20 protein-coding genes are annotated in these 19,441 nt (G+C 64.1%); 8 read left to right on the top strand and 12 right to left on the bottom strand.

Annotated elements, in window-relative coordinates; translation table 11 throughout:
• The first annotated feature begins 21 nt into the window (after positions 1-21).
• The 3 genes from CKW13_RS24950 to CKW13_RS06450 all read left to right on the top strand — a co-directional run bounded on the left by CKW13_RS24950 (position 22) and on the right by CKW13_RS06450 (position 3,021).
• Entirely contained in the window at positions 22-885 is an 864-nt protein-coding gene (locus CKW13_RS24950; protein WP_371856226.1) for a methyl-accepting chemotaxis protein, read from the top strand.
• 139 nt (positions 886-1,024) lie between these two features.
• Complete coding sequence (locus tag CKW13_RS06455) at positions 1,025-1,417, top strand: lysozyme inhibitor LprI family protein (RefSeq protein ID WP_095107765.1); 393 nt, start codon at positions 1,025-1,027, stop codon at positions 1,415-1,417.
• A 125-nt stretch (positions 1,418-1,542) separates the two neighbouring features.
• Entirely contained in the window at positions 1,543-3,021 is a 1,479-nt protein-coding gene (locus CKW13_RS06450; protein WP_095107764.1) for a SulP family inorganic anion transporter, read from the top strand.
• 21 nt (positions 3,022-3,042) lie between these two features.
• Here CKW13_RS06450 and CKW13_RS06445 read toward each other — a convergent pair whose 3' ends face one another.
• Together CKW13_RS06445 and CKW13_RS06440 are read right to left on the bottom strand one after the other, a co-directional pair.
• The gene (locus tag CKW13_RS06445; RefSeq protein WP_095107763.1) at positions 3,043-3,954 is read right to left on the bottom strand and encodes a LysR family transcriptional regulator; all 912 of its coding nucleotides are present in this window, start codon (positions 3,952-3,954) and stop codon (positions 3,043-3,045) included.
• Between the two features lie 88 nt (positions 3,955-4,042).
• Positions 4,043-4,627 carry an NAD(P)H-dependent oxidoreductase gene (locus tag CKW13_RS06440; protein ID WP_095107762.1) on the bottom strand — a complete coding sequence of 195 codons (585 nt, stop codon included), beginning with the start codon at positions 4,625-4,627 and terminating at the stop codon, positions 4,043-4,045.
• A gap of 198 nt (positions 4,628-4,825) precedes the next feature.
• On the opposite strand from CKW13_RS06440, the gene CKW13_RS06435 reads away from it, so the two are divergent.
• Positions 4,826-5,140, top strand: coding sequence for a putative quinol monooxygenase (locus tag CKW13_RS06435; RefSeq protein ID WP_095107761.1), 315 nt, complete (start codon positions 4,826-4,828; stop codon positions 5,138-5,140).
• On the opposite strand, the gene CKW13_RS06430 is transcribed toward CKW13_RS06435, so the two are convergent.
• Entirely contained in the window at positions 5,130-5,894 is a 765-nt protein-coding gene (locus CKW13_RS06430) for a sulfite exporter TauE/SafE family protein (protein ID WP_095108181.1), read from the bottom strand. The genes CKW13_RS06435 and CKW13_RS06430 overlap by 11 nt on opposite strands.
• Positions 5,895-6,083: 189 nt before the next feature.
• On the opposite strand from CKW13_RS06430, the gene CKW13_RS06425 reads away from it, so the two are divergent.
• On the top strand, positions 6,084-6,986 hold the full coding sequence (locus CKW13_RS06425; protein ID WP_095107760.1) for a LysR substrate-binding domain-containing protein: 903 nt from the start codon (positions 6,084-6,086) through the stop codon (positions 6,984-6,986).
• A 244-nt stretch (positions 6,987-7,230) separates the two neighbouring features.
• Here CKW13_RS06425 and kynU read toward each other — a convergent pair whose 3' ends face one another.
• Positions 7,231-8,481 (bottom strand): kynureninase, encoded by a 1,251-nt coding sequence (gene kynU, locus CKW13_RS06420; protein WP_095107759.1) that lies wholly within the window; start codon positions 8,479-8,481, stop codon positions 7,231-7,233.
• 170 nt (positions 8,482-8,651) lie between these two features.
• On the opposite strand from kynU, the gene CKW13_RS06415 reads away from it, so the two are divergent.
• Entirely contained in the window at positions 8,652-9,125 is a 474-nt protein-coding gene (locus CKW13_RS06415) for an Lrp/AsnC family transcriptional regulator (RefSeq protein ID WP_095107758.1), read from the top strand.
• Between the two features lie 48 nt (positions 9,126-9,173).
• Here the strand turns inward: CKW13_RS06415 and CKW13_RS06410 are convergent, their stop codons facing one another.
• From CKW13_RS06410 to CKW13_RS06375, 8 genes are all read right to left on the bottom strand, one after another.
• Positions 9,174-9,947 carry a 1,6-dihydroxycyclohexa-2,4-diene-1-carboxylate dehydrogenase gene (locus tag CKW13_RS06410; RefSeq protein WP_095107757.1) on the bottom strand — a complete coding sequence of 258 codons (774 nt, stop codon included), beginning with the start codon at positions 9,945-9,947 and terminating at the stop codon, positions 9,174-9,176.
• A gap of 9 nt (positions 9,948-9,956) precedes the next feature.
• On the bottom strand, positions 9,957-10,970 hold the full coding sequence (gene benC / locus CKW13_RS06405) for a benzoate 1,2-dioxygenase electron transfer component BenC (RefSeq protein WP_095107756.1): 1,014 nt from the start codon (positions 10,968-10,970) through the stop codon (positions 9,957-9,959).
• A gap of 10 nt (positions 10,971-10,980) precedes the next feature.
• On the bottom strand, positions 10,981-11,469 hold the full coding sequence (gene benB / locus CKW13_RS06400) for a benzoate 1,2-dioxygenase small subunit (RefSeq protein ID WP_095107755.1): 489 nt from the start codon (positions 11,467-11,469) through the stop codon (positions 10,981-10,983).
• Positions 11,469-12,827, bottom strand: a complete 1,359-nt coding sequence (gene benA / locus CKW13_RS06395; protein ID WP_095107754.1) for a benzoate 1,2-dioxygenase large subunit — start codon at positions 12,825-12,827, stop codon at positions 11,469-11,471. The genes benB and benA overlap by 1 nt, the downstream gene beginning before the upstream one ends.
• Before the next feature lie 205 nt (positions 12,828-13,032).
• Positions 13,033-13,989, bottom strand: a complete 957-nt coding sequence (locus CKW13_RS06390) for an AraC family transcriptional regulator (RefSeq protein WP_095107753.1) — start codon at positions 13,987-13,989, stop codon at positions 13,033-13,035.
• A gap of 124 nt (positions 13,990-14,113) precedes the next feature.
• Positions 14,114-15,043: a catechol 1,2-dioxygenase gene (gene catA, locus CKW13_RS06385; protein ID WP_095107752.1), complete on the bottom strand. Its 930-nt coding sequence runs from the start codon at positions 15,041-15,043 to the stop codon at positions 14,114-14,116.
• Between the two features lie 92 nt (positions 15,044-15,135).
• Complete coding sequence (catC, locus tag CKW13_RS06380; protein WP_095107751.1) at positions 15,136-15,426, bottom strand: muconolactone Delta-isomerase; 291 nt, start codon at positions 15,424-15,426, stop codon at positions 15,136-15,138.
• 12 nt (positions 15,427-15,438) lie between these two features.
• Positions 15,439-16,587, bottom strand: coding sequence for a muconate cycloisomerase family protein (locus CKW13_RS06375; protein WP_176465071.1), 1,149 nt, complete (start codon positions 16,585-16,587; stop codon positions 15,439-15,441).
• Positions 16,588-16,723: 136 nt separating this feature from the next.
• Here CKW13_RS06375 and CKW13_RS06370 point away from each other — a divergent pair, with 136 nt between their 5' ends.
• Both CKW13_RS06370 and CKW13_RS06365 read left to right on the top strand, forming a co-directional pair.
• On the top strand, positions 16,724-17,599 hold the full coding sequence (locus CKW13_RS06370) for a LysR family transcriptional regulator (protein WP_095107749.1): 876 nt from the start codon (positions 16,724-16,726) through the stop codon (positions 17,597-17,599).
• A gap of 402 nt (positions 17,600-18,001) precedes the next feature.
• Positions 18,002-19,405 (top strand): amino acid permease, encoded by a 1,404-nt coding sequence (locus tag CKW13_RS06365; protein WP_095107748.1) that lies wholly within the window; start codon positions 18,002-18,004, stop codon positions 19,403-19,405.
• The last annotated feature ends 36 nt before the right edge of the window (positions 19,406-19,441 follow it).

Here is a 19,441-nt window from a genome sequence, read left to right as displayed (position 1 = left end):
CTGCAACAGGGCATCGCACGCATGGGCGTGACCCTGCGCGAACTGATTACCGGGATCCGCGACGGCGTCACCCAGATCGCCAGCGCCGCCGAAGAACTCTCGGCCGTGACCGAAGAAACCAGCGACGGCGTCAACCGCCAGAAAGTCGAAACCGACCAGGTGGCCACCGCGATGCACGAAATGACCGCCACCGTGCAGGAGGTGGCGCGCAACGCCGAGCACGCCTCCCGAGCCGCCGCCGATGCCGACAGCGAAGCCCGCGCCGGCGACAAAGTGGTGGCCCAGGCCATCGAGCAGATCGAACGCCTGGCCAGCGAAGTGGCGCGCTCCACCGAAGCCATGAGCGTGCTGCAACACGAAAGCGACAAGATCGGCAGCGTCATGGACGTCATCAAGGCCGTGGCCGAACAAACCAACCTGCTGGCTCTCAACGCCGCCATCGAAGCCGCCCGTGCCGGTGAAGCCGGGCGTGGCTTTGCGGTGGTCGCCGACGAAGTACGCGGCCTGGCCCAACGCACGCAAAAATCCACCGAAGAAATCGAAGGCCTGGTGGCCGGCCTGCAAAACGGCACCCAGCAAGTGGCCACGGTGATGAACAACAGCCGCAGCCTCACCGACAGCAGCGTCGAACTGACCCGCCGCGCCGGCACCTCGCTGGAAAACATCACCCGCACCGTGTCCAGCATCCAGTCGATGAACCAGCAGATCGCCACCGCCGCCGAACAGCAAAGCGCCGTGGCCGAAGAGATCAGCCGCAGCATCCTCAACGTGCGCGACGTGTGCGAACAAACCGCCGCCGCCAGCGACGAAACCGCCTCGGCCAGCGTCGAACTGGCGCGCCTGGGCAGCCAGTTGCAGACCATGGTCAGCCACTTCCGGGTGTGAGCAGAACCCGCCCGAGCCTCCTGCGGGAGGGGGCTCGCCCGCGAGGGCGCCGGGTCAGTTAACATTCACGCCGACTGACACTCAGCCATCGCGGGCAAGAGCCCGCGCCCACAAACGCTTGTCTGCGCCAAGGTGCCCCATGAATCGCCACCGCCTGTTCGCCCCTCTCCTGCTTCTGGGCCTGTGCGCCACCGCCCAGGCCAACCCCGACGCCGACAGCCCGGCCTACAGCCAGTGCATGAAAGCTTCCGGCGGCGTGACCGTGGAAATGCTCGACTGCCAGGCCGCAGAGATCAAACGCCAGGACACCCGCCTGAACCAGGCCTACAAAGCCGCGATGGCCGCCCTGGACGCCGACAAAAAAGCCCCGCTCAAGGACGTGCAGCGCCTGTGGCTCAAATACCGCGACGCCAACTGCGGCTTCGTTGCCAGCCTGACCGGCGGCACCATCGATGCCATCAACGCCAGTTCCTGCTTCCTGGACATGACCAAGACCCGCGCCCGGGAACTGGAAAACCTCGTCGGCCCATAACCCCAAGCGCTGTAGCACGCGGGCTTACCCGCTGCTACAGCAGCGGTCTGCCCCCTATCGCGCCCATCCCCTGTAAACTCCCGCCCCCCGTTTTTGTTACCAGATAAATCACCCTGGACCTGCCCATGCTCGCCTCCCTCCAACACCACTGGTTTTCCAATGTCCGCGCCGATGTGCTGGCCGGGCTGGTGGTGGCCCTTGCGCTGATCCCCGAAGCCATCGCGTTTTCCATCATCGCCGGGGTAGACCCCAAGATCGGCCTGTACGCCTCCTTCAGCATGGCGGTGGTGATCGCCTTCACCGGCGGGCGCCCAGGGATGATCTCCGCGGCCACCGGGGCCATGGCCCTGTTGATGGTGACGCTGGTCAAAGACCACGGCCTGCAATACCTGCTGGCCGCCACGCTGTTGTGCGGCGCACTGCAAATCGGCGCCGGGTATCTCAAGCTGGGGTCGCTGATGCGCTTCGTCTCGCGCTCGGTGGTCACCGGTTTCGTCAATGCCTTGGCGATTCTGATTTTCATGGCCCAGTTGCCGGAACTGACCCACGTCACCTGGCACGTCTACGCCATGACGGCGGCGGGCCTGGGCATCATCTACCTGTTCCCCCACGTGCCCGTGATCGGCAAGGTCATCCCCTCGCCGCTGGTGTGCATCCTGGTGCTGACGGCCGTGGCGATGGGGCTGGGCCTGGATATCCGCACCGTCGGCGACATGGGCGCGCTGCCCGACACCCTGCCGATCTTCCTCTGGCCGGACGTACCGCTGAACCTGGACACCCTGAAAATCATCTTCCCCTACTCCGCCGCCATGGCCGTGGTCGGCCTGCTGGAGTCGATGATGACCGCCACCATCGTCGATGAAATGACCGACACCCCCAGTGACAAAAACCGCGAATGCAAGGGCCAGGGCCTGGCCAACATCGCCACCGGCCTGCTAGGCGGCATGGGCGGTTGCGCGATGATCGGCCAGTCGGTCATCAACGTGAAATCCGGCGGGCGCACGCGCCTGTCTACGCTTGTCGCCGGGGTGGCGCTGTTGTTGATGGTGGTGTTCCTCAGCGACTGGGTCAGCCGCATCCCCATGGCCGCGCTGGTGGCGGTGATGATTATGGTGTCCATCGGCACCTTCAGTTGGGACTCGCTGCGCAACCTCAAACGCTACCCGCTGTCCACCAACATCGTCATGGTTGTGACCGTGGCCGTGGTCGTCGGCACCCACAACCTGGCCTACGGCGTACTTGCTGGCGTGCTGCTGGCCGCGCTGTTCTTCACCAACAAGATGGGCCACTACCTGACCGTGGAGTCGGCCCTACAAGACCACGGCCAGTGCCGGGTTTACCGGGTGGTCGGCCAGGTATTCTTCAGCTCGGCAGACAAATTCCGCGCCGCCTTCAACCTCAAGGAACACCTGCCCCGCGTGTGCATCGACCTGACCCAGGCGCACTTCTGGGACATCACCGCCATCGCCGCCCTCGACAGCGTGATCCTCAAACTGCGCGCCAACGGTGCCGAGGTGCAGGTGCTCGGCCTGAACCAAGCCAGCGCCACCCTGGTGGACCGCTTTGGCCTGCACGACAAGGAAGGCACAGCGGCCAGCGCTTAGCTGTCAGCTTGCCGCTCCCCCCTATCCCCTGAACTCCGCCAGCGCATAACCCGCCAGTTTGTCCTGGATAAAGTCCAGGAAGCACTGGATGCGCAACGCCAATTGAGAGTTGCGGTAATACACCGCGTTGATCGGCTGGCGGTAGCCGCTGTTGGCCTCGGCCAGCAGCACCTGCAAGCGCCCGGTGTGGATGTCGTCGCAGGTCATGAAGTGGGACAAGCAGACGATGCCCTGCCCCGCTAGCGCCAGGTGGCGCAGGGTTTCGCCGCTGGAGGCGCTGAGGCTTGCCTCGATCTGCCAGCGGTCGCCGTGGGCGTGGCGCAGGGGCCAGTGGTTGAGGGTTTCGGTCTGGGTGAAACCGAGCAACTGATGGTCGCCCAACTGCTCCACCGTGGTCGGCGTACCGTGGCGCGCCACGTAGTCGGGGCTGGCGAGGATATGCAGCGGGCTACAGCCCAGGGAGCGCGCGTGCAGGGTGGAGTCGGCCAGGGCGCCGATGCGGATGGCGATGTCGGTGCTCTGCTCCAGCAGGTCGATTATCAGGTCGTTGCTGTTGAGTTCCAGTTGGATATCCGGGTAGAGCCCGCGGAATTCGGCGATGTAGGGCACGATGGCGTGCAACATGAAGGGCGCCGCCGCGTTGATCCGCAAGCGCCCGGAGGGGGTTTGCTGGCGGGCACTGAGGCGCTCTTCGAGTTCGTCCATCTGGTCGAGGATGCGCTTGGCGTGCTCGAAAAAGTACTTGCCCTCTTCGGTCAGGTCCATGCGCCGGGTGGTGCGGTTGATAAGCGTGGTGTCGAGCTTGGCCTCCAGGCGCGACAGGCTGCGGCTGACCGCCGAAGGGGTCTGGCCAACCTGCTCGGCGGCGGCGGAAATCGAACCGCATTCGATCACGCAGACAAACATCTGCAACTCATCGGATCTGGCTTTCAACGGGCGTCCTCTGCGGCTGGGGGAGGCTGCTTGTAGCAGGCAGGCGAGCCCGCTTGCTACCGACAACCAGTGCGCCGCAGATAGTAGCTTAAAGGCCGAACACCTTGGCCAGGTGCGCCTCGTAACGCTGCACGTCGCCGGCCACGTCGGGGCGTTTCATCACGTCCACGCACAGGAAGGTCGGCAACGCCTCCAGGCCGAGGAAGGCGTTGGCCTTGTGGAACGGGAAGTACACCGCGTCCACGCCCTTGCCTTCAAAAAAATCCGCGGGGTCGTCGAAGGCTTGCTGCGGGGCGTTCCAGGTCAGCGACAGCATGTACTGCTTGCCCTGCAACAGCCCACCGCTGCCGTACTTCTGCGAGGCGTCGCTGCGGGTGCGGCCGTCGTTGGCGTAGAGGCTGCCGTGACCACGGGTGAAGACCTCATCGACGTACTGCTTGACGATCCACGGCGCGCCCATCCACCAACCCGGCATCTGGTACACGATGACGTCGGCCCAGAGAAACTTCTGCACCTCTTCATCGATGTCGTAGCCGGCGTCGATGTGGGTGACTTTCACATCCACACCGCCACGGTCCAGCACGGCGGCGGCGGCTTCGTGCAGGGTCAGGTTGTAGCGGCCATCGGAGTGGGCGAATTGTTTGCCGCCGTTGAGCAACAGGACTTTCTTCATGGTGAGTAGCCTCATCGGGTATCAATGCGCGCTGCACGGGGCAGCGGATCGAGAAGAGTGAAAAACGATGAGGCCAGGTTATAGAGCGACCGCACGCGGAATAAGCCCGCCATCGGCAAAATACATTTGACCCATAAGCACGAATCGATAGCAGATTGTTGTCGTAAAGTTGGCACCCTCAAACCAGAGGAGATCGCCATGAGTGCATTGCACAGTTTCATCCTGCACGCCCACACCCAAGCGGAAACAGCCGACGCCTTCGAGGCGTTGTTCCGCGCCTATGTGCAGCCCAGCCGCGCCGAGCCGGGCTGCATCGAGTACCACATGCTGCGCGACCGCGAAGACCCGACGCTGTTTATCTTTTATGAGGTGTGGCAAAGCCGCGCGCACTGGGACATCCACGCCAACCTGCCCCACATGCGGCAGTTTTTCGAGCAACGCATGGACTACCTGGCGCGGGATTTCGAGACCCGCATGATCGACATGCTCAGCCCCGCCTCGGCTAGCCGCTGACCAGCAAGTGCGCCCCCAGCAGGCCGAGGCCGACAAAGAACACCCGTTTGAACAGCACAGCGCTGATGCGCTGGCGCAACCATTGCCCCAGCCACATGCCCAACAGGGCCGGCACCAGCGCCAGCAATGACGCCCCCAGCTCAGCGCCGCCCAAGGCACCGCCCCACGCCAGGCCGGCCGCCAGGGCCAGGGTCGAGACGCTGAATGACAGGCCCAAGGCTTGCACCAGTTGATCCCGTTGCAGCCCCAGCGCCTGTAGATAGGGCACCGCCGGGATCACGAACACCCCGGTGGCCGCCGTAATGGCACCGGTCAACACGCCACACAGCGGCCCCAGCCAGGGTTCGTGCCGCGCCGCCAGGCGCAGGGCCGGCAGGCACAACCCGCTCAGGGCATACAGCAACAGCGCCGCGCCCAACCCCCGCACCACCCACGGCCCGCCCTCCATGCCCAGCCACAGCGCCCCCGCCCCGGTGCCCAGGAAGATTGCCAGCAGCATCGGCCACAACCGCCCCAGCAGCCCACGCAAATGCCCGCCAAACGCCAATTGCCAGAGGTTGGTCAACGCCGACGGCACAATCAGCAGCGCCGCAGCCTGCGCCGGCGCCATAGCCAAGCCGAGCAAGCCCATGGCGATGGTAGGCAAGCCGAGGCCGATCACGCCCTTGACCGTACCGGCCAGCAAGAAGGTCAACAGCACCAGCGCCATAAGGGCCGGGCCGAGGTGTTGGTAGTACGCCAGGACAGTATTCATGGCGCCCATAATCCCCCCTGCACGCGAGGCTGGAAATGCGCGATTGGCGCAGGCAGACTCTTGTTTCCCGATAGGCACACGCATCAGTAACAAGCGGGCTTGCCCGCGCTGGAGTGCGTAGCGCGCCTCGGGTTTTAGGGCCGCTACGCAGCCCAGCGCGGGCGAGCCCGCTTTCTACAGGGCCAAACCATGCACTTCGACCTGACTGACCTGCGGCTTTACCTGAACATTCTCGACTGCGGCAACATCACCGCCGGCGCGGCGCGCAGCCATTTATCGCTGTCGGCGGCCAGTGCGCGGGTGCGCGCAATGGAGGTGTCGGCGGGGGTGGCGTTTTTCGAGCGCGGGCGCCGTGGCGTCTACCCGACGCCCGCCGGCCAGGCCCTGGCACGGCATGCCCGGGCGTTGCTGCAACAGGCCGAGCACCTGCAACAGGAACTGGCGGAGTACGCCAGCGGGGCCAAGGGCCAGGTGCGCTTGCTGTGCAACACCACGGCCCTGAGCCAATACCTGCCCGAACGCCTGGCGGATTTTCTACACGCACACCCCAACCTCACTATCGACGTGCAGGAACTGCCCAGCCAGCGCATCACCCACGCCCTGCGCCAGGGCGCGGCGGACCTGGGCATCATCTGCGACGCCGTTGACCGCCAGGGTTTACACAGCCGCGCCTTTTGCGACGACCCGCTGGTGTTGATCCTGCCGCTGGACCATCCCCTGGCCGGCGCCCCTGAGTTGACCTTCGCCCAGACCCTGGGCCACGACTATGTAGGCCTGAACGCCAGCAGCGCCCTAGCGATTTACCTGGAGGAACAGGCTCTGCACTGCGGCCGGCGCATGCAGACCCGCATCCGCGCCGAGGGTTTTGATGGGGTGATACGCATGGTGGCCCGTGGCGCCGGGCTGGGCATCGTCCCCCTGGCCGCCCTTGAACGCGGGCCGGCACCACAGGCATTGCACCGCCGCGAGCTGCAAGAACCCTGGGCACGGCGCAAATTGCTGCTGTGCGCCCGTTCGTTCGAGCAACTGCCCGGCTATGCCCGGGCGCTGCTGGAGGCGTTGACCGCCCCCGCAGGCTTTTCGGCGGCTTGAGAACCGCCATCGCGAGCAGGCTCGCTCCCACTGGGGGATAGGCCCCTCAAGCGCAACCCTTGTTGGAAGTCGTCACGCTAGGTGCCTCTTTATTAGTGTGGTTGCACGCGATTGGGGGTGTATCAGACTAACTTGCCATCCACCCTGTGGGAGCGGGCCTGCCCGCGATGGCTATGCTCCAGCCGCGAGAGTTCTGCTGGCTGTACTGGCCTAATCGCGGGCAAGCCCAGGCCCACAAGGAGTGTCACGTCACGCTATGGCGCACCTGGAATTCTTCCCGGGCCCAGGTTTTCTGGTCGAGGATCTCGCCCAGGATCTCGACCGCGTCGAACACTTCGCTAAAGCGCGTGTACAGCGGCGTGAAGCCAAAACGCATGATCCGCGGTTCGCGGTAGTCGCCGATCACGCCCCGGGCGATCAAGGCCTGGACCACCGCGTAGCCCTCGGGGTGCTCGAAGCTGACGTGGCTGCCGCGCTGGGCGTGCTCACGCGGGGTGACCAGGGTCAGGCCGTGGGTGGCGCAGCGTTTTTCCACCAGCGCGATGAACAGGTCGGTCAGGGCCAGGGATTTACGGCGCAGGCTGGCCATGTCGGTCTGGTCGAAGATGTCCAGGCCGCATTCCACCATCGCCAGCGAGGTGATCGGTTGGGTGCCGCACAGGTAGCGGGCGATGCCGCTGCTGGGCGCGTAGGCGGTTTCCATGGCGAACTGGCGGGTGTGGCCGAACCAGCCCGACAGCGGCTGGTTGACCAGGTCGCACAGGGCCGGCGCCACCCAGACGAACGCCTGGGAACCCGGGCCGCCGTTGAGGTACTTGTAGGTGCAGCCGATGGCGTAGTCGGCACCCGCGCCGTGCAGGTCCACCGGCACCGCGCCGGCCGAGTGGGCCAGGTCCCAGATCGTCAGCGCGCCGCATTCGTGGCTCAGGGCGGTGAGGGCCTGCATGTCGTGCATGTGGCCGCTCTTGTAGTTGACGTGGGTGAGCATCACCACCGCTGTGTCCGGGCCGATGGCTTGCGGCAACTGTGCCGGGCTGTCCACCAGGCGCAGGGAGTAGCCCTGTTGCAGCAGGTCCGCCAAGCCTTGGGCGATGTACAGGTCGGTGGGAAAGTTACTGCTTTCAGTGACGATCACTCGCCGCTCGGGCGCCCGTTGCGCCTGCACTTGCAGGGCCGCGCTGAGCACCTTGAACAGGTTGATCGAGGTGGTGTCGGTAACCACCACTTCCCCCGGCCCGGCGCCGATCAGGCCGGCGAGCCGGTCCCCCAGGCGCTCGGACAAGGCGCGCCAACCGGCGCTGTTCCAACTGCGGATCAGGCCATTGCCCCATTCCTCGGCGATCACCTGTTGGGCCCGGGCCAGGGCCGCCACCGGGCGCGCACCGAGGGAGTTGCCGTCGAGGTAGATCACCCCCTCGGGCAAGGCAAACTGCTCGCGCAACGGCGCCAGCGGGTCTTGCGCATCGAGCGCCAGGCAATCGGTTCTGCTAATCATGGAAGGTCCTGTCAGGGAAACACGCATCGGTGCGGCCAACCGCAGCCGGCCTCGTGAAGCAGATGATGAACCAGGAACCGGAAAATTTTCGTGCAAAGTGCAGCGTTGCATCGGCACTATTGCGAAGAAAATTCGATTCCAACTCCAATAATCGCGGATTTATTCAAACCATGACTCTGGACTCCACCGACCTGCGCATCCTGCATTTCCTGCAACAGGACGGGCGCATCAGCAATCAGGAACTGGCCGAGAAAGTCGCCCTCTCCCCTTCGGCCTGCCTGCGGCGCCTGCGCCTGCTGGAAAGCGAGGGCATCATCACCGGCTACCGCGCGGTGCTCAACGCCGAACGCCTGGGCATCGAGCTGGAAGCCATCGTCCATGTGTCCCTGCGCCAGGACGTGGCCGACTGGCACGAAACCTTTATCAAGAAGGTGCACTCCTGGCCCGAAGTGGTCACCGCCTACGTCATCACCGGCGCCAGCAACTACGTGCTGCGGGTGCAGGCGCGCAACCTCAAGCACTTCTCCGATTTCATCGTCAACCACCTCAACCGCACGGCGGGCGTCACCGACATCCGCTCGGAAATCGTGTTGCAGAAGATCAAGGAAAAGGAAGAGTTGCTGGACTTGGTGGTGCGCAAGTAGGGGCGGTGACCACGCCCCTCATGGCCGCGAGCCTCTGTGGCGTTCAGTTCAACCCTGGTCCCCACCGCCCACCGGCATGACCATGCCGGTGATGTACGAGGCGTCGTCCGAGGCCAGGAACAGGATGGCGGCGGCCTGTTCGTCGATGGTGCCGTAGCGTTTCATCAGGGTGCTGTCGCGGGTCTGGTCGACGATTTGCTGGTACCAGATTTTCTCTTGCGGTGACTGTTCGGCGCTGTTGCGCGGGATGCGCCGTGGCGGCGCTTCGGTGCCGCCCGGGGCGGTGGCGTTGACGCGGATGCCGCGTTCGGCGGTTTCAAAAGCCAGGCACGCGGTCAGTGCATTCACGCCGCCCTTGGCCGCGCCGTAGGGCACGCGGTTGAGGCTGCGGGTGGCGATCGACGACACGTTGACGATCGCCCCGCTGCCCTGCGCCAGCATGTACGGCAGCGCCGCGTGGCAGCACCAAAGCGTGGGGAACAGCGAGCGCTGCACTTCCTTGGCGATTTCGTGCGCTTGGTAGTGCTCGAACGGCTTGGCCCAGATCGTGCCGCCGACGTTGTTCACCAGAATATCCAGGCGCCCGAAGGCCTCGATGGCCGCCGCCATCACGCGGCTGCATTCTTCGTACTGCTCCAGGTCGGCGGTCAGGGCCAGCACTTTGCCGGGCAGTTCATCGCGCAACTCAAACAGCAATTCGGACCGGTCGACCACCACCAGATGCGCGCCTTCGGCGGCCATGCGCTCGGCGACGCGGCGGCCGATGCCCTGGGCGGCGCCGGTAATCAGCGCGACCTTGCCAGCAAAACGTGCAGTGCTCATGGGCTGTCCTCAGGCCGCGCTGGCGGCGAATTTTTCGTAGTAGAAGTTCGCCGGGGCCACGCCCTGTTCGGCGAGGAAACGGCTGACGCCATCGACCATTGGCGGTGGCCCGCACAGGTACACGTCGACATCGCCGCCGTTCAGGTGCTGGGGCTCGATGTGCTGGGTCACGTAGCCCTTGAGCGGGTGGGCGCTGTCGGGGCTAGCCACGCAGGCGCTGAAGGTGAAGTTGGGAATCTGCGCGGCGAAGGCCTGCAAACGCTCCAGCTCGACCAGGTCGTGGTCGTGGGTGACGCCGTAGATCAGGTGCAAGGGGTGCTCGCTGCCCTGCTCGGCAATGCGCTCGAGCATGGCGGTGAACGGCGCCAACCCGGTGCCGCCGGCCAACAGCAGCAGCGGGCGGCGGATATCGCGCAGGTAGAACGAGCCCAGGGGCCCGGCCAGGTTGATCGGGTCGCCGGCCTTGGCCAGTTCGGTAAGGAAGCGGCTCATCAGCCCGCCCGGCACGTTGCGGATCAGAAAGCTGACTTCGCCGTCATGCTGCAACGAGCTGAAGGAGTAGGCGCGGGTCTGTTCGCTGCCCGGCACTTGCAGGTTGACGTACTGGCCCGGCAAAAACGCCAGTTTGCTCAGGGCCTCGCCCTTGATCGACAGCGACAAGGTGCTGTCCGACAACTGGCGCACCTGGCTGATGGCCGCGGCGTAGCTGGCCTGCTGGGTGCGGCACACCTCGGAGGAGGCCGGCACCCGCAGCACGCAGTCGCTTTGCGCGCGCATCTGGCAGGTCAGCACGTAACCCTGGGCGGCTTCGTCTTCGCTCAAGGCGTCGTCGATGTAGTCCTCGCCCAGTTCGTAGCGGCCCGCCTCGGCAAAGCACTTGCAGGTGCCGCAAGCGCCGTCACGGCAGTCCAGGGGGATGTTGATGCCTTGGCGGTACGCCGCGTCGGCCACGGTTTCGCCGGTTTCAGCGGCGATGAAGCGGGTGACCCCGTCTTCGAAATTCAACGCAACTTGATAGGACATGGCCCCAGCCTCACAAATGGTAGATGTCGATGACCTGGCGAACGTAGTCGTTCTTCAGGATGACCTTCTTGGCCTTAATCAGCGGGGTCTGGCCGCGCACATCCAGGGTGTAGAAACTGCTGCCGAAGTAGCTGTCCACGGTTTTGTAGCGAAAGCTCAGGGTGTGCCAGTTGAAGCGCACCTTGCACAGCCCGTCGGCCTGTTCCAGCACCTCGACGTTGCTGATGTTGTGGGAGGTGCGGGTGTCGGGCACGGTGGCGCTGGAGCGCTCGGTCTTGATGCGAAACACGCGGTCTTCCAGGCCGCTGCGGTTGCCGTACCAGATCAGCGAGATTTCGCGTTGGGGGTCTTGGGTCAACTCGTCGTTGTCGTCCCAGGACGGCATCCAGAACGAGGCGTCGGCGGCGTAGAGTTCCAGCCAGTTGTCCCAGTCCTTGTCGTCCAGGTAACGCGCCTCGCGGTAGAGGAAGGCGCATACCGCTTCATGGGCAATGCTCATCACAGGGCCTCCACGGGGATGTGCTTGGCCTGCTCGGCGGCCAGGGCCTTGAGCATGGTTTGCTGCCAGTATTTGTGTTGCAGCACGAACAAGCCTTCGTCTTCGGTGCGCACGCCGCTGAGCAACGGGTGCAGGTCGATTTCCCGGGCGGCGGCGTCGGCGCCTTCGACCCAGTGCTCGGCCCCGCGGGACATGTCGTTCCAGCCTCCGGCGCCCTGGTAGCCGAGCTGGCAGGAGCGGAACTCTTCCAGGTCATCCGGGGTGGCCATGCCGCTGACGTTGAAAAAATCTTCGTACTGGCGGATGCGCTTGGCGCGTGCCTCGTCGCTCTCGCCCTTGGGGGCGATGCAGTAGATGGTGATTTCGGTGCGGTTGACCGAGATCGGCCGGGCAATGCGGATCTGCGAGCTGAACTGGTCCATCAGGTAGACGTTGGGGTACAGGCACAGGTTGCGCGAGTTTTCGATCATCCAGTCGGCGCGGGCCTTGCCGAAGCCTGCGGCGAGTTCGTCGCGGCGCTCGTAGAGGGGGCGGTCCTCGGGGTTGGCCCAGCGGGTCCAGAGCAGCAGGTGGCCCTTGTCGAAGGAGTAGAAGCCCCCGCCCTGCTTGGCCCAGCTCCCGGCGCTCATGGTCGGGTTGCAGTCGCCGGCCTCGCGCTGTTTGCGCTGGTTCTGGGTGGCGGCGTAGTTCCAGTGCACGGAGCTGACGTGGTAGCCGTCGGCGCCGTTCTCGGCGGTGAGTTTCCAGTTGCCCTCATAGATGTAGCTGGAGGAACCGCGCAGCACTTGCAGGCCATCGGCGGACTGGTCGACGATCATGTCGATGATTTTCGCCGACTCGCCCAGGTGTTCCACCAACGGCACCACATCAGCCTTGAGGCTGGCGAACAGAAACCCCCGGTAGGACTCGAAGCGCGCCACTTTGGTCAGGTCGTGGGAGCCTTCGCAGTTGAAACTCGACGGGTAGCCCGCTTCGGCCGGGTCCTTGACCTTGAGCAGCTTGCCGGAGTTGTTGAAGGTCCAGCCGTGGAACGGGCAGGTGTAGGTGGCACGGTTGCCGGTCTTGTGCCGGCACAGCATGGCGCCGCGATGGCTACAGGCATTGATGAAGGCATTGAGCACGCCGTCTTTGTTGCGCGCGATAAAGATCGACTGGCGGCCCATGGTGGTGGTGTAGAAGTCGTTCTTGTTGGGGATCTGGCTCTCGTGGGCCAGGTACAGCCAGTTCCCTTCGAAGATGTGTTCCATTTCCAAGTCGAACAGCCGCGGGTCGGTGAACATCTCGCGCTTGCAGCGGTAGACGCCCTGTTCGGGGTCATCCTCGAGCATGGAATGAAGGTATTCGGGTCGCAAAGACATGGCCAAAGCCTCCGTTGTTATTGTTCAGGCAAGGCTCATGCTAGGCAGGCGCAGGTGGCGGCAATATCCGCTTTGTGCAGATCGCTATCCGTTTTGTGCAGGGAGGGCCTTTGAAATCGCTATCGCAGGCAAGCGCAGCGCCACCCGGCCCGCTCCGTGGGAGCGAGCCTGCTCGCGATGGCGCCCGCTCAGGCGCCACGCAACCTCAATGCCGGCGCTTGAGGGTATCGGAGGGCAACTCGCCAAACTGCTGGCGGTAGCTTTGCGAGAAGCGGCCCAGGTGCAAAAAGCCGTAGTCCATGGCCAGTTCGGTGACGTTGCGCACGTTGCAGGTGTCGTCGCTCAGGCAAGCGCGCACGCGTTCGAGTTTTTTCAGGCGGATGTAGTGGCTCGGTGTGGTGTGGGCGTGGCGCTCGAACAGCGAGTAGAGCGAGCGCAGGCTCATGCGCGCCTGGCGCGCCAGGGCTTCGCCGTCGATGTCCTGCTTCAGGTGCTGGTCGATGTAATCGACTATGTGCTCGAAGGTCGCGTCCCGCGAACTCAGGTGGGCGCGGCGCACGTTGGTCTTCATCAGGCTGAGCATTTTGCCGGCGACAATCTGCGCGTAGTGCTCCTGCACCTTGGGCATCGGCTCGCCCGCCTCGGCTTCCAGGCAGACCATGGCCAGCAGGTTGACGAAGCCGTCCAGCTCGCCAAGGGTGTAGCGGTTTTGCAGGAAGCGCACGCCGGTTTCCGGGTAGAGCCAGCGTTGCTCCAGGCAAGCGGCTTGCATCAGGTGCGTGGGGATCTTGAGGATGAATTTTTCGCAATCGGCGGAATAGGTCAGGTCCACCGGATCGTCGGGGTTAATCAGCAACAGCTCGCCCGGCGCCAGGTAGTGTTCCTGCTGGTGGCCGCGCCACAGGCAGTGGCCGCGCAGCAGCACTTGCAGGTGGTAGATGGTTTCCAGGGCCGGCGAGGTGACGTGCACGCTGCCGCCATAGCTGATGCGGCACAGGTCCAGGCTGGCGAATTTGCGGTGGTTGAGGCTGGCCTCGGGGTTGGAGGCCCTGGGCAGATGGATGCAATGGGCGCCGACATGCTGGTTGACGTAACCGGACACCGCGTAGGGGTCGGCCCGCTCAAACACCAGGCTGCGCTCGCTCAGCAGATGACTTTCCATAACCAGGCACTCTAATTGTTGTTATTTAGCCGCGAGTCTATCCCAGTGGCCTGTACTGCCCGCGCCAATAAAAATGCCGCGAGATAAACGGTCGGTTATCTCGCGGCGGGGCACAGGGCCGGGGTCAGTCTTCCAGGGCGCGCACACGCTCCATGCGTTTTTGCTCCACGGGCGCGGCGGCCGGCTGCAGGGTGAAGTCAAAATCGATCTGCGCGAAACGGCCCTCCACACCCAGTTCACGGGCCTTGGCCTGGTCTTCGCTGAAGCGGATCTCGGCGATCAGCTCATCGCGGGTGGCGTAGGCGAAGTCGTCATGCAGGTACGGGTCGCCCGACAGGTTGATCTGGGTGGTCAGGTGGCGGTGGCCCGGTGCGGAGATAAAGAAGTGGATGTGCGCCGGGCGCTGGCCGTGGCGGCCCAGTTGATCGAGCAGTTGCTGGGTCGGGCCGCTCGGCGGGCAACCGTAGCCGGACGGCACGATGCTGCGAAAGCGGTAGTTGCCTTGGGCGTCAGTCTCGATGCGCCGACGCAGGTTGAATTCCGACTGGGTGCCGTCGAAGTAGGAGTAGGTGCCGCCGGTGTTGGCTTGCCATACATCGACAATCGCGCCCGCCAGGGGCTTGCCGTCGGTGTCGCGCACCTGGCCCTGCATGAACAGCACCACGCCTGGGTCCTGGCCGTCGTCCAGCCGCGCTTCGTACTTGGACAGCGGCGCGCCGGCCACGTACAGCGGGCCTTCGATGGTGCGCGGGGTGCCGCCGGATTTACCGGCCTGCTCGTCCTCGGCGTCCATCAGCAGGTCCAGGTAGTGCTCCAGGCCCAGGCCGGCGGCCAGCAGGCCGGCTTCCTGGCTCTGGCCCAGTTCGTTGAAGTAGTTGACCGCTTTCCAGAATTCTTCCGGGGTCACTTGCATGTCTTCGATGATCGCCACCGAGTCCCGCAGGATGCGGTGGATCAGCGCCTTGGCACGCGGGTTGCCGCCGTCGTTGAGGCTGCCGCTGGCTTCTTCGAGAAACTTCTGGGCGTGGGCAGTGTGGGAGATTCTGACTGACATGGTGTTAGGTCCTCATCTTGTAATTATTGGGTGCAGCACGGCATGGAGCCTGATGCGCTGCCCTGTAGGCACCGCGCCTCAGGCGATGGCCCTTAACGGTCGTCTTCGCGAATCGAGGAAGGGTGCCGGCACAGGGCATTGACCTCGATGGCCATGTAGGGATAAAGCGGCAATTGCATCAGGGTGTCATGCAGTTCCTGCACGCTGTCGACATCGAACACGCTGTAGTTGGCGTACAGGCCGGCGATGCGCCACAGGTGGCGCCACTTGCCCTGTTCCATCAGGCGCTGGGCCAGGGCCTTTTCGTCGGCCTTGAGGCGCGCGGCGTGCTCGGGGTTCATGTCGAGCGGCAGGTTCACGGTCATCTTTACGTGGAACAACATGGGGCTCTGTCCTCAGGCGTGGGAAAGGGTCACGGACGACTTGTCGCGGCGGAAGAACGCCAGGCGTTCTTCATCCAGGCTCAGGCCCAGGCCCGGCTCGGTCGAGACGTGCAAATGGAAATCGCGGTAGACCAGCGGCTCGGCCAGGATATCTTCGGTCAGCAGCAGCGGGCCGAACAATTCGGTGTCCCAGGCCAGTTTGTTCAGGGTCAGGAACGCATGGGCCGAGGCCAGGGTGCCGATGCCGCCTTCAAGCATGGTGCCGCCGTACAGGCCGATACCCGCCGCTTCGGCAATCGCCGCCGTGCGCAATACCGCACGCGGGCCGCCGTTTTTCGCGATCTTGAGGGCGAACACCGAGGCCGCGCCTTCGCGGGCCAGGTTGAAGGCGTCTTCCACGCACTCGATGGATTCGTCGGCCATGATCGGCGCCGGGCTCGACAGGTTGAGGCGGGCCATGCCGGCGCGGTTGTTGCGCGAGATGGGTTGCTCGATCAGGTCGATGCCGTTGCTGCCCAGCACTTGGCAGGCCCGCAGCGCCACGGCTTCGTCCCACGCCTGGTTGACGTCCACCCGCACGCTGGCGCGCTCGCCCAGGGCTTTTTTGATGGCGATGACGTGGGCCAGGTCGTTGTTCACCTCGCCGGCGCCGATCTTCAACTTGAAGATGCGGTGGCGGCGCAGGTCGAGCATTTTTTCGGCTTCGGCGATGTCTTTCTCGGTGTTGCCGCTGGCCAGGGTCCAGGCCACCGGCAGCGCATCACGCACCCGCCCGCCCAGCAGTTCGCTGACCGGCAGGCCCAGGCGCTTGCCCTGGGCGTCGAGCAAGGCGCTTTCAATGCCGGACTTGGCGAAGGTGTTGCCACGGATGCTGCGCTCCAGGCGCAGCATGGCGGCGTTGATGTTGCACGCGTCCTGGCCGACCAGCAGCGGCGCGAAGTGACGGTCGATGTTGGTCTTGATGCTGTCGGGGCTTTCGTTGCCATAGCTCAGGCCACCGATGGTGGTGGACTCGCCGATGCCTTCGATGCCATCGCTGCAACGCAGGCGGATAATCACCAGGGTCTGATGCTGCATGGTGTGCATCGCCAGCTTGTGCGGGCGGATGGTCGGCAGATCGACGATGATCGTCTCGATCGATTCAATGGCGCTTGCGTGCATTTCTATACCCATCAGGTTCTTTACTTGTTTTGCCCGATTCTGCCCGCCATTTTTTTGGGCTGCCAATATAGAATTGGTCTCAATCGATACCTACAGGGTATTGTTCATCGTCATCACCGCGTTGCGAGGACTGTCCATGGAGCTGCGCCATCTGCGTTACTTCCAGGTGCTGGGGGAAACCCTCAACTTCACCCGCGCCGCCGAACGCCTGCACATCGCCCAACCGCCCCTGAGCCGGCAGATCCAGCAACTGGAAGACGAGTTGGGCGTGGTGCTGCTCGAGCGCGGCCGCCCGCTGCGCCTGACCGAGGCCGGGCGCTACTTCTATGAGCACGCCAAGCTGCTGCTGGAACAACTGGGCAAAACCTGTGACGACACCCGGCGCATCGGCCTGGGGCAAAAAACCTGGCTGGGCATCGGCTTCGCGCCCTCGACCCTGTACGGCATGCTCCCGGACCTGATCCGTCGCCTGCGCACCGACGACACCCTGGAGCTGGAACTGGGCCTGTCGGAAATGACCACCTTGCAGCAAGTCCAGGCCCTCAAGGCCGGGCGCATCGACGTGGGGTTCGGGCGGATCCGCATCGACGACCCGGCCATCGTCCAGCAAGTGCTGATCGAAGATCGCCTGGTGGCCGTGCTGCCCACCGGCCACCCGCTGCTGGCCGGGCCGACCACCCTGGCGGAACTGGCCAAACAACCCTTCGTGCTCTACCCCGGCAACCCGCGCCCCAGCTATGCCGACCACGTGATCGCCCTGTTCGACGCCCATGGCCTGGTGGTCAAGGTGTCGCAATGGACCAACGAATTGCAGACCGCCATCGGCCTGGTCGCCGCCGGCATGGGTGTCACCGTGGTGCCCGCCTCCGTCCAGGCCCTGCACCGCGCCGACATCGGTTACACGCCCATCGTGGAAACCACCGCCAACTCACCGATCATCCTCAGCCGCCGGGTCAACGACCAATCGCCGGGGCTGACCCATTGCCTGCAATTGGTGCGGGAGATGCTGTGAGGGGGGATTTGATTGTTGGGTGAACAACACCTGTGGGCGAACCTGGGTGGGAGCGCGCCTGCTGGCGATGGCGATGTGTCAGCTAGCCACTGCAGTGCCAGGTGCGCCGCCATTGCGGGTAAGTCCGCCCTCACGGTAAAAATCCCGACATAACAGAGCAATGCTTCCCACACAAAAAACACCTATTACCTACTATCCGGACTCCCTTCGCCCATTAACCGGATAGACCCCCGCCCCCGCCGGTCCTTCTAATGCACCTACCGATTGGCCCTGGAAGGCGTTCAGCTGTGTTCCGAAAAGTTTACCGAGGGTAATATCTGACCCCTCTGTGAGAGAGGTGTGTCAAACGTGCAGGATTTTTCCGACCACGCCTGAAAAAACAACAAGTAAAAAGGGAATGTAATGGCCGATGACATCGTAAATCCGGTTGGCCTCAAGCGCGGCTTGAAGAACCGGCATATTCAACTGATTGCGCTAGGAGGTGCGATTGGCACCGGGCTGTTCCTCGGCTCGGCGGGCGTACTCAAGTCGGCGGGGCCGTCGATGATCCTCGGCTATGCGATCGCCGGTTTCATCGCGTTCCTCATCATGCGCCAACTGGGTGAAATGATCGTCGAAGAGCCCGTGGCCGGCTCGTTCAGCCACTTCGCCCACAAATACTGGGGCGGCTACGCGGGCTTTTTGTCCGGCTGGAACTACTGGGTGCTCTACGTGCTGGTGGGCATGGCCGAGTTGACCGCTGTAGGCAAGTACATCCAATTCTGGTGGCCGGAAATCCCCACCTGGGTCAGCGCCGTGGTGTTCTTCGTGCTGGTCAACCTCATCAACACCCTGAACGTGAAGTTCTTCGGTGAAACCGAATTCTGGTTCGCCATCATCAAGGTGGTGGCGATTGTCGGCATGATCGTGCTCGGCTGCTACCTGCTGTTCAGCGGCGAGGGCGGCCCGCAAGCCTCGTTCAGCAACCTGTGGAGCCACGGCGGGTTCTTCCCCAATGGCTACAGCGGCCTGCTGATGGCCATGGCGTTCATCATGTTCTCCTTCGGCGGCCTGGAACTGGTGGGCATCACCGCCGCTGAGGCCAGCGAGCCGCGCAAAGTGATCCCCAAGGCCATCAACCAGGTGGTGTACCGGATCCTGATTTTCTACGTCGGTGCCCTCACCGTGCTGCTGTCGCTGTACCCGTGGGACCAGTTGCTGCAAACCCTGGGCGCTTCGGGCGACCCATACAGCAGCAGCCCGTTCGTGCAAATCTTCTCCCTGATCGGCAGCGACACCGCGGCGCACATCCTCAACTTCGTGGTCCTGACCGCGGCGCTGTCGGTGTACAACAGCGGCGTGTACTGCAACAGCCGCATGCTGTTTGGCCTGGCCGAACAGGGCGACGCGCCCAAGGCGCTGATGAAGCTCAACAAACAAGGCGTGCCACTGCGGGCCCTGGGCGTCTCGGCGCTGGTAACGCTCTTGTGCGTGGTCATCAACTACGTGGCGCCCCATAACGCCCTGGAGTTGCTGTTCGCCCTGGTGGTCGCGTCCCTGATGATTAACTGGGCGCTGATTAGCCTGACCCACATCAAGTTCCGCAAAGCCATGAAGGAACAAGGCGTGGAAACCGGGTTCAAGACCTTCTGGTTCCCGTTCAGCAACTACCTGTGCCTGGCGTTCATGCTGGGGATTATTGGCGTGATGCTGGCCATCCCGGGCGTGCGCGCCTCGGTGTATGCCATCCCGGTGTGGGTCCTGATTATCTGGGGCTTCTACCTGCTGCGCATGAGCAAGGCCAAGGCCCTTAGCACCGCGCAGTAACGCCTGAGCGCAACATCAAAAGCCCCGGCACTCGCT

The organism is Pseudomonas sp. Irchel 3E20 (assembly GCF_900187645.1).
In the GTDB taxonomy this organism is placed as follows: domain Bacteria; phylum Pseudomonadota; class Gammaproteobacteria; order Pseudomonadales; family Pseudomonadaceae; genus Aquipseudomonas.
Note: the sequence above shows the minus strand (reverse complement) of the source record. Positions and strands in the feature narration are given on the sequence as shown.